General features: G+C 66.9%; 8 protein-coding genes. 1 reads left to right on the top strand and 7 read right to left on the bottom strand.

The features are described 5' to 3' along the window. Positions 1-12: 12 nt before the first annotated feature. From GVL12_RS21910 to GVL12_RS21895, 4 genes are all read right to left on the bottom strand, one after another. A complete protein-coding gene (locus tag GVL12_RS21910) occupies positions 13-975 on the bottom strand; it encodes a tripartite tricarboxylate transporter substrate binding protein (RefSeq protein ID WP_159917683.1) in 963 nt (320 codons plus the stop codon). Between the two features lie 98 nt (positions 976-1073). After that, positions 1074-2312, bottom strand: a complete 1239-nt coding sequence (locus GVL12_RS21905; RefSeq protein WP_159917682.1) for a CaiB/BaiF CoA-transferase family protein — start codon at positions 2310-2312, stop codon at positions 1074-1076. Positions 2313-2315: 3 nt separating this feature from the next. Beyond that, positions 2316-3458 (bottom strand): MaoC family dehydratase N-terminal domain-containing protein, encoded by a 1143-nt coding sequence (locus GVL12_RS21900; protein WP_159917681.1) that lies wholly within the window; start codon positions 3456-3458, stop codon positions 2316-2318. Positions 3459-3523: 65 nt separating this feature from the next. Next, positions 3524-5182, bottom strand: coding sequence for an acyl-CoA synthetase (locus GVL12_RS21895; RefSeq protein WP_159917680.1), 1659 nt, complete (start codon positions 5180-5182; stop codon positions 3524-3526). 510 nt (positions 5183-5692) lie between these two features. On the opposite strand from GVL12_RS21895, the gene GVL12_RS21890 reads away from it, so the two are divergent. After that, positions 5693-5866, top strand: coding sequence for a hypothetical protein (locus tag GVL12_RS21890; protein WP_159917679.1), 174 nt, complete (start codon positions 5693-5695; stop codon positions 5864-5866). Between the two features lie 13 nt (positions 5867-5879). Here the strand turns inward: GVL12_RS21890 and GVL12_RS21885 are convergent, their stop codons facing one another. From GVL12_RS21885 to GVL12_RS21875, 3 genes are all read right to left on the bottom strand, one after another. Beyond that, a complete protein-coding gene (locus GVL12_RS21885; protein ID WP_159917678.1) occupies positions 5880-8291 on the bottom strand; it encodes a TonB-dependent siderophore receptor in 2412 nt (803 codons plus the stop codon). Between the two features lie 133 nt (positions 8292-8424). After that, positions 8425-9405 carry a FecR domain-containing protein gene (locus GVL12_RS21880; RefSeq protein WP_235033948.1) on the bottom strand — a complete coding sequence of 327 codons (981 nt, stop codon included), beginning with the start codon at positions 9403-9405 and terminating at the stop codon, positions 8425-8427. 32 nt (positions 9406-9437) lie between these two features. Beyond that, entirely contained in the window at positions 9438-9947 is a 510-nt protein-coding gene (locus GVL12_RS21875; protein WP_159917676.1) for a sigma-70 family RNA polymerase sigma factor, read from the bottom strand. Between the last annotated feature and the right edge of the window lie 39 nt (positions 9948-9986).

The following is a 9986-nucleotide window of genomic DNA, read 5'->3' as shown; positions in this document are numbered from 1 at the left end:
CTCCACGCCCCCTCAATCCGCCTTCAGCCCCGCCGCCGAAATCACCACCTGCCACTTCTGGCGCTCGCTCTTGCCAAAAGTCTGCAGCCATTCGGACGTGCCGCCGGCCGGCTCGAAACCGAGTTCGAGCAGGCGTTGGCGCGTTTCGGGGCGCTGCAGCGCCTTGTTGAACGCGGCGTTGAGCGTGTGGATGATCTGCGGCGGCGTGCCCTTGGGGGCATACAGCGCATTCCAGGCGATCACGTCGAAATCGGGATAGCCCTGCTCGGCAATAGCCGCCACGCCGGGCACGAGCGAACTCGGCTGCTTGGACGTCACCGCGAGCGCGCGCAGCTTGCCCGACTGCAGGTGCGGTCGCAGGCTGGTGGGCGTGTCGACGATGGCCGTGAGCTGGCCGCCGATCAGGTCGGTGATCGCAATGCTCGCGCCCTTGTAGGGCACGCCGAACAGCGACACCGCCGAACGCTCCTTGAGCAGCTCGACCACCAGCCGAGCACTGGTGCTGGGCAGCGCGATATCGGCGCTGCGCGGCGCGGCCTTGACGGAGTCGACCAGCTCTTTGGCCGTGGTCAGCGACGAGTTGCTGGCCACGGCCAGCACCATGGGGAAGGTGCCGACCATCACCACCGGCTCGAAATCATTGCCCGCGTTGAAAGGAATCTTGGTGTAGAGAAACTCGTTGAGCACATGGGTGGCGTTGGTGCCCATGGTCAGCGTGTAGCCATCGGGCTGGGCCTTGGCCGTGGCCTCGGTGCCTACGTTGCCCCCGGCGCCGGGGCGGTTGTCGATAATGATGGGCTGGCCCAGATCGCGCGAGATCTGGTCGGCAAGATAACGCGTGGCGATGTCGGTGCCCTGGCCCGCGGGGTAGGCGACGATGATCCTGATCGGCTTCGATGGATAGGTCTGCGCGTGCAGCGCGGCGGAACCCGCAAGGCCCATGACGGCGGCCAATCCCAGTGCTATGAATTTCATGTCTGTCTCCTTGTGATGCCAACTGTTTTTCCTACCCGGGGTCCGCGCGCCCGCTGCGCGGGAGCTGCGGCCCTGGGTAGCGGCTTTTCTTCTGTGGATCAGTGTTGGGTGATGGTATTGCCCTCCTGCATTCTGATCGCCAGACCCGGGGCTGGCGCCTGTGCCAAACCCGCAACCCTGGCGTTTTCCATGGCCTGGCCTTGCCAGCTGCGCGCCAGGATCGCGGCGCGGTCCTGGTCCAGATCGGGCGGCGCCGCGCCTGGTACCGCGGGCGTGCCCATGAGCCGCACCGGCGAGCGAATGCCGGTGTAGTCGCCGCGCTGCACCAGCATCTGCCGGTGCACGGTGTGCGGATGGTTCAATGCGGCCGCGACGCTGTTGACGGCCGCGGCCGGCACGCCGACCGCCATCAAGGTGTCGGCCCAGGCCTGCGCGGGCTGCGTGCAGATTGCCGCCTCGATGGCCGCGTACAGTGCTGCACGGTGACCCAGCCGTTGCGCGTTGTCGACAAAGCGCGGGTCGGCCGCGAGCCCGGGCACGCCGATGGCACAGCAAAAGCGCCCGAACTGCGCGTCGTTCAGAATGCCGATGAACAGCTCGCCGTCGGCCGCGCGGAACTTGTCATACGGCACGATGTTCGGGTGGGCGCTGCCCAGCGGCGCCGGCACTTCGCCCGAACACAGCCAGTTCGCGCCATGCGGCAGCAGCAGGCTGATCGCGGTGTCGTAGAGCGTGGCTTCGACGCGCTGGCCCAGGCCGTCGCGTGCGCGCGCCTGCAGTGCCATCAGAATGCCCGAGAGCGCGACATAGCCCGTGAGGTGGTCGACCACGGGAATGCCGACCTTGGTCGCTCCGTCGCCCGCGCTGCCGTTGATGCTCATGATGCCGCAGGCCGCCTGCAGCACGGCGTCGTAGCCCGGCAGGCCGCCCAGCGGCCCATCGGCGCCGAAACCGCTGATGCTGCACAGCACCAGCCGCGGGTAGCGCGCGGCCAGCACGTCTTCATAGCCCAGGCCCCAGCGCTCCAGCGTGCCGGGCACGAAGTTCTCGACCAGCACGTCGGCATGGGCCAGCAGGCCATGCAGCACCTGTTGGCCGTCGGGCGTGGACAGGTCCAGGCTGATCGACTGCTTGCCGCGGTTGAGCGCCGAGTAGTAGGCGGCCTGCTGGCTGGCCGTATACGGCGGCCCCAGCCTGCGGGTCTCGTCGCCCGCGGGCGGCTCGACCTTGGTCACCTCGGCGCCATGGTCGGCGAGGATCTGGGTACACAGGGGCCCGGCCAGGACCCTGGTCAGGTCGACGACCTTCAGCCCCTGCAAGGCACCTGCGCGTCCCATGGCTCAGGCTCCGCGGCTGGGCAGGACCACGACGCCGCCACCGACCACGGACAGCTCGTTGTCCTGGTTGTGCGCGATCTGCTCGATCTCGACCATGTGCTTGCCGTCCTCGACGAACTTGCGCACCACCTTGCCGGTGATGAACACCATGTCGCCTTCGGGATTGTGGCGGCGGACCTTGCAGTTGGCCTTGTGCAGGAAGCCGGTGTCGCCCATCCAGTTGGTGAGGTGGTGGGTGAGCCACGAGGTGCGCTCCGGACCATAGTCATAGGCACCGGGCGCGCCGACTTCCAGCGCGAAGTCCTCTTCCCAGTGCACACGCTCCGGCACGTCGGGAATGCCGAAGCGGTTCTTGATGCCCACGCCCGGGTGCGCATCGATGAGTTTCCACGCCAGCTTGTTCGCGCGGATATAGAGGCCGCCCCAGCCCTGGGCGTAGGCGATGAAGCCGGTCACGGTCATCGGGCCCTTGAACATGGTCGGCAGCGCCTCGCCTTCCTTCACATCTTCCCAGTAGCGCGGCACGGCACCGCGCACTTCTTCCTTGCGGTACAGATCGAAGGCCGCGGCCAGCTCCTCGTCGGTATAGCTGCGCTGGCCGCGTTCGCGCGCCGCATCGTACTTGGTGCCGACTTCACGCGCATGGTCGCGCTCGGTGCGAAAGCACCAGCTGTCGGCCTCGGCCACCTTGTCGCCGTCCTGGTTGAAGAAGTCGACGTGGTAGATCTGCTGCACGGCGCGGCCGGCGAAACCGGTCTGCTTCTCGACCAGGTCCTTCAAGTAGGCCTCGGTGCGGATTTCATCGTTGCGCCGCACGGGCTTGTGCCAGGTCCAGTCGGCGCCCGACCACATCGCGTGCACCCCCGGCAGGCCGCCGACATAGCCAGAGACGATGCGACTGGTCGAGAACAGGAAGCTGGGCAGGGCGACGATGCCGCCGTAGTGCGACTTGGCCGCGTAGTCGGGGTCGCACCACAGCGGGTTGTCGTCGCCTATGCCGTGGGCGTAATGGCGGATGTTGTCGCGCGTAGCCTCATGGCACCAGGGCTCGACGGTGTGGCCGATCTTGACGCCTATGCGCTGGCGCAGCTCGTCGAGGCCGCTTTCGGTGATCTTGGGGAAATTGCGCTGGGCTTTCATATCCATGGTGACTACTCCTGGTTGAGAAACGAAAAGGGGATGGGGGAATGGCGGAACCGGGGTGCGCTGTGTCAGCCGCCCGTGATGCACTGCCCTTCGACAGGCGCAGGGCGAACGGTGGCGGCGCTCTGCCCCTCGGCAGGCGCAGGGCGAACGGTGACGGGCGATGGCTGGATACCCGCCGCGGCCAGCTCGCGCTCGCGCAGCACCTTGCGGTGCACCTTGCCGGCCGGCGTCTTGGGCAGCTCGTCGACGATGGCGACATGGCGCGGGTATTCGTGCTGGCTGAGCTTGGTCTTGACCAGCTCCTGGATTTCGCTGGTGAAGGCATCGATGTCCGACGCCGGGCGCGAACTCACGATGAAGGCCTTGACGACCTGGCCGCGCAGCGCATCGGGCACGCCTATCACCGCGGCCTCGAGCGCATCGGGATGCATCAGGACCACGTTCTCTATCTCGACGGCACTCATGGTCCAGCCCGCCGAGATGATCACGTCGTCGGCGCGGCCGCCGTGGAAGAAGTAGCCGTCGGCGTCGATGCGGCCCAGGTCCTTGGTCGGCACCCACTGGCCGCGGCGCAGCACCATCAGCTGGCCCGTGACGCCGGGCGCGCAGGGCTTGCCGTCGTCGCCCTGCACCTGCACTTCGGTGCCGGGAACGGCCTTGCCGAGCGCACCCTTCTTGACCGGGAAGTCCCTCGCGCCGGGGTAGCTGGCCAGCACCACGCCGATCTCGGTCGTGCCATACATGCTGCAGACTTCCAGGCCGAACGTGGCGCGCACGAAATCGGCGGTGTCGTCGTCTATGGGCTCGCCGGTGAACGACAGCTTCTCGAGCGCGAAGCGGTAGTCGCCGGCCTTGCCGCAGTTCTTCATCATCCGGTAGTGCGTGGCCGCGGCCGACATATTGGTGAAGCGGTGTTCGGCCAGGCCCTGCAGCAGGCGCTCGGCGTTGAAGCGGCCGCTGTACGCGCCCACCGTCAGGCCCAGCGCCAGCGGCGCGAGCGTGCCATGCCACAGGCCATGGCCCCAGGCCGGCGATGACGGGCAGAAGTAGCGGTCGCCCGGGCGAATGCCCGTGCCATACAGCGCCGCGACCATCAGCGTCACCAGCGCCTTGTGCGAATGCCTGACGGCTTCGGGCAGCTCGCGCGTCGTGCCCGAGGTGTACTGGAACACCGCCAGGTCCGAAGCCTTCGATTGGCTCTGGTAGCGCGTGGGGAAACTTTTGAGCGTTTCGGCGAACGCCGCGCTGAACACCTGCACCGGCGGGTGGCCGGAAAAACGCGCGGCTTCTTCCTTTTCGGCATTGGTGATCAAGAGCGCCGGCTGGCAGTCCTGCACGCGCAGCCGTATGCCGTCGGGGCCGAACAGCGTGAACAGCGGCACGGCGATCGCGCCGCGCTTGATCACGCCGAACATCGCCGTATAGAAAGCCCGCGACGGCTCGAGCATGATCGCCACCCGGTTGCCGGCCGCTATGCCCTGGGCTTCGAGCCAGTGCGCAAGGCGCGAGGAGTCTTCGGCCAGCTGGGCAAAGCTGATGACTTCTTCGCCGCCCTGGGCCTGGACCACGATCAGCGCGTCGCGCCCCGACGCCGCATGGCGGTCTACGCACTCGTGGGCGATGTTCAGCGACTCGCGGTTTCCGTCGAACAGATCCCAGAGCCGTTCGGGGGAAAACTGCATTTGCGCATCGGCGTAGCTCTGGTAGTCGGTCAGTGATTTCATGGCGGCATCCAACGTCAGTAAGGGGTTGAATGCAGTTTTCTCCCGTGGGCTACTTTTGTCAAATACGTCTTTAATTTGTATATATACAAACTCACACAGCACAAGAATGCAAAATGCAATGCGTCAATGGAGGGAAAGCTAGTCGGGAGGCGCTGCGGCCAACGCCCATTTGCAAGCGCCAGAAAACCCAGGAATGCGCGCGCTGGCTTTGGGCTGCGCTCACTTTTTTTTCAGCGCCAGGGCCGCGCCAAAATCTGCACGAAGGCATGCACCCGCAAGCGCGAACAGCGCGGAAAATGCGCCAAAAACCGATGCGACGGCAGGCGCGCATGGCATGTAATCAAGGGTATGTCCTAGGAATTTTGGCCTGCAGGTCATCGCGTGCTCCCGGCAAGCGCCCATGCCAACACAAGCTCCGCTGCGGCACCGCCACGGCGGGTCGTGCTTACGGTGGGAAGCTCTGGCGTGCCCACGCGCCGGAGATTTCTTTCCCACCCCACGAGGTCTGCAATGCGCAATAACGCGCTAAAACCGCATCAGTTCACCCTGGACAACCACCGACTCGAAGCCGCCAGGCAAAGCCTGGACCAGGGCGCGGTGACGCCCGAAGCCGAGATCGAACAGATCCTGGAGCAGGAGCAGGAACATGCCGACGCGCTGTCGGACTGGATGGAGCGCGCCTGACGCGCGCCCGGGCTCACCAGTAGTAGTTGAAGCTCAGCGTGGCTTCGCGGTCCACGCCGCGGAAGATGCCGGCGAAGTACTTCTTGTCGAACAGATTGTTCACATTGAGCGCGACGCGGTAGCGCGGGGTCTGGTAGGCGACGGCCAGATCGGCCAGCGTCACGCCCGGGCTGCTGTTGAGTCGGCCGTCGGCCGCGACGTTGTAGGGCGATGCGCTCTTGTAGCGCAGACCGCCGGCGACCATCAGACCCGGCGCCTGGCGCGGGCGGTAGTCAAGCCACAGGCTCACCAGGCGCTTGGACGTCAGCAGCGTCTGGCGGCCGATTTCCGCGGGACGGGTGCTTTGCGTGGTGCGCGGGTCGGTGTAGGTGAAGCTGGCGAGCGCGCCCACTTCGCGTGTCAGCGCAAACCGCCCTTCGAGCTCGATGCCGGTAGAGCGCACTTCGCCGGTCTGCACACTGAAACGCGGGTGGTCTGGATCCTGGGTGCTGACATTCGTCTGCGTCAGGTCGAACAGCGATGCGGTCAGCAGCGTCGTGCTGCCCGCGGGCTGGTACTTGACGCCGACTTCATACTGCTTGCCACGGCGCGGCTTGAAAGTGCTGCCGTCGAACTGCAGGCCCGTGACCGGATCGAACGAAGTCGCGTAGCTCGCATAGGGCGCCAGGCCATTGTCGAACTGATAGAGCAGCCCGGCGCTGCCGGTCGTCGCGCTGTCATCCATGTACGGCTGGGTCGTGCTCAACTGCGTGGTATGCGCCTTGTCGTGGCGCAGGCTCAGATTGGCCACCCAGCGGTCCCATTTGAGCTGGTTGAGCGCATAGACGCCGGTCTGGCGCAGACTGCTGGAGCTGTCCTCGAGTTCGGGCGCGGCGATGGACTGGCCATAGACCGGTGCCTGCAGGTCCAGATTCGGCACATCCCAGCCAAAGCCCAGTCCACCGCTCTCGCGGTACTTGACGTGGTCCAGCCCCAGCACCAGCTTGTGCTGCAGCGCGCCCCACTCGAGGTCCTTCTGCACGCGGCTGTCGACGGTCAGCGTCCGGCCCCGGGTCTGCTGCGCCAGATTGGCGCGCGTGACGCTACGGCCGTCGGCCAGCACATCCATCGCATAGATATGGCGGTAATCGATGTCTATCGTCGAGTAGCGCAGGTTCTGCGTCAGCAGCCAGCCGCCGTCGGTCTGGTGCGAGAACTCATAGCCCAGCGAGCGCGTATCGCGGTTGAAGCGGTCGAAGCTCGGGTCGCCCGCCGTGAGGCGCGCGGGCAGGTCCTTGATCTGTGGGTAGCTGAACAGGCTGGGCCACCAGGACTTGGGGCTGCCGCGTTCCTCGGAGTAATTGGCCAGCAGCGTCAGCTGGGTCTGGTCGCCGAGCTTCCAGCGCAGCGACGGAGCGATGGCGATGCGGTCGTCGCGCGAGCCCACGGTGCGGCCGTCGCTGTCGCGGGCCTTGAGATTGAGCCGGTACAGCAGCCGGCCGTCGTCGTCCAGCGTGCCGCCCAGATCGGCCGTGGCCTGCACGCGGTCGTAACGTCCCAGGGACAGACCAACGCTGTTGACATGGTCGGCGCTCGGACGCTTGGACAGCACATTGATCACGCCGCCGGGCCGGCCCTGGCCGAACAGCACCGAGGCCGGGCCCTTGACCACTTCGATGCTCTCGAGTTCGTCGATCTCGTCGTTCCACGAGCCATAGCTGCCAGCCGCGAACAGGCGCAGCCCGTCCTTGTAATACGAACTGCCGTCGCTGAAGCCGCGGATCATCGCGCCCGTCATGCGTACATCGGCGCCCGTCACTTCGGTGGTCACGCCGGCGGTGTACGACAGCGCCTGCTCTATGCTTTTCGGCGCCTGATTCTTCAACTGCTCCTGCGTGACGATGGAAATCGAGCGCGGCGTCTCGCGCAGCGCGCTGCCCAGCTTGCTGCTTGCGCTGCGTTCATTGCCCACATAGTGCTGCACCGCGCTGTCCCTCTGCGAAGTCACGGTCACCGTCGACAGCGCGACATCGCCCGGCGCCGCAGCAGCGGGCGCGGGTGCCTTGCGCAGCGTGAAGCCGCCCTGCGGCGTCTGGTACAGCGCCAGGCCGGTGCCGACCAGCAGGCGCTGCAGGGCTTCACGCGATTCGAATCGCCCTTCGAGGCCCGGGCTGCGCAGCCCCTGCACCTGGTCCTGGGTGAAGGACAGCAGCGCGCCCGAAGCGCGGCCGAAGCGATTGAGCGCATCCTCGAGCGGCCCGGCCGGAATCTGGTAGCTGCGCGCCGCAGCGGCGCTGACGGCCGTGTCCGGCGTCTGCGCCCACGCCGGGGCGGTCAGCCCCGCGCAGGCCAGCGCCAGCAGGCTGCGGCAGGCCCATGCCGGAGCCGACGGACGATGGCCAGGCTCGAACGAACGTGAAAAAGCGGGCGACGGAGAATATGCCATGGTGCTCAAGGGCCTGGGGCCGGAAAGAAGGGAGAAAACGACGGCAGGCTGCCGCGCAAACACGGCACTGCGCCGTACTCTTCCTGCATGTCACGCGAGATGCAAAAACACCCCAACATTTCTGAAAGAAATTTCAGCGCGTGGCATGTGCTGCAGGCTCCAGCAGCACTTCCTCTCGCCCCCACCAGCGCGTGAGCCGGCGCACCTGGAGCTCGGGCAGGCTGTGCAGCGTGGCCAGCACGCGCCCCATATCGTCCAGCGGATAGGACCCTGACATGCGCAGGCCGGCCACCTCGGGCGCGCATACCAGGGTGGCCGTGCTGTAGGGCTGCAAGGCCTGCAGCATTTCGGCCAGCGGCATGCCGCGCGCAATCAGAATGCCGTCGGTCCAGGCCGCGCTGTCCTCGTGCACCGGTGTCAGCACCGAAACGCGCTGCACGCCGAAAACCGCCTGCTGACCGGCCTGCAGCACCTGCGCATCGCCAGGCGACTGGCGCGGGCGCAAGCGCACGGCGCCGTCAAAGACGCCGACCCGGGTGCTGCCATCGTCCCCCGCGCGCACCACAAAACGCGTGCCCAGCGCCTGGGCTTCGCCCGCGGCAGTCTCGACGACAAAGGCGCGCGCATCGGCGGCCGTGGTGATCAGCATTTCACCTTCGAGCAGGCGCAGGCGGCGCTGCTGCGGGCTGTAGTCAACATTCAGCGCGCTGCCGCCGTTGAGCACCAGTTGCGTGCCGTCCTGAAGCACCATGCGCCGGCGCACGCCGCGCGGCGTGCGCGCATCGGCACGCAGGCGCTGCCACGGCGCGGACTGCTCCAGCTGCCAGGCAGCCCCGCCACCAAACACCAGCAGCGCGAGGGCCTGGACCACGCGCCTGCGCGCTGCACGCCGGGCGCGCGTGGGTGCCAGCGTGGCACGCGCAAGGCCGGCCTGCTGCGGCGCCACCCAGCCCGACAGCTGCTGGTTGACCTGCTGTATGCGCTCCCAGGCCTGGGCATGCAGCGGATCGGCCGCGCACCAGGCCTGCCAAGCCGCCCGCTGCGCGGCGCTGGCATCGGCTCCCATGAGCTGCAGCCACCAATCGACTGCCTGCTGCGCGACGACGGGCGGCACCGACAATGCGGTCTCAGATTGCGGGCCGCGCCTCACGCGTTCACCACAAAGTAGCAGTGCATGCCGGCCTGCGCCAGATAGCGCTGTACCGTGTTCAGCGACACCCCCAGTTCCCGCGCAATCTCGGCCTGTTTCATGCCTTCGAGCTGGGCCATCAGAAAAGCGCGCCGCACCGCAGGCGGCAAGCCATCGAGCATGCGGTCTATCGCATCGAGCGCTTCGAGCAGCAAGGCCCGCTCTTCGGGCGATGGCGCGAGCACCGGCGGCAGCAGGGCCAACGCTTCCAGATAGGCGCGCTCGAGCTGCTGGCGCCGATAGTGGTTGGCGAGCACGCGCTGCGCCACGGTCGTCAGAAAAGCCCGGGGTTCGCGCGCCTGCATTGGCGCCTCACGCGACAGCAGGCGAACAAATGTGTCCTGGGCCAGATCAGCCGCCTGGTGCGCATTGCCCAGCTTCTTGCGCAGCCATCCCTGCAGCCAGCCATGGTGATCGGTATACAGGGTGGTGACTTCACTGTGGAGCGAGTTCTGGGCGGACGGCATGGGCGGGGGGTGGAGAAAGCAAATGAACGAGAACCATTC

The organism is Pantoea sp. 18069, from assembly GCF_902706035.1.
GTDB lineage: Bacteria > Pseudomonadota > Gammaproteobacteria > Burkholderiales > Burkholderiaceae_C > Comamonas.
This window is presented reverse-complemented; position numbering and strand designations above follow the sequence as displayed.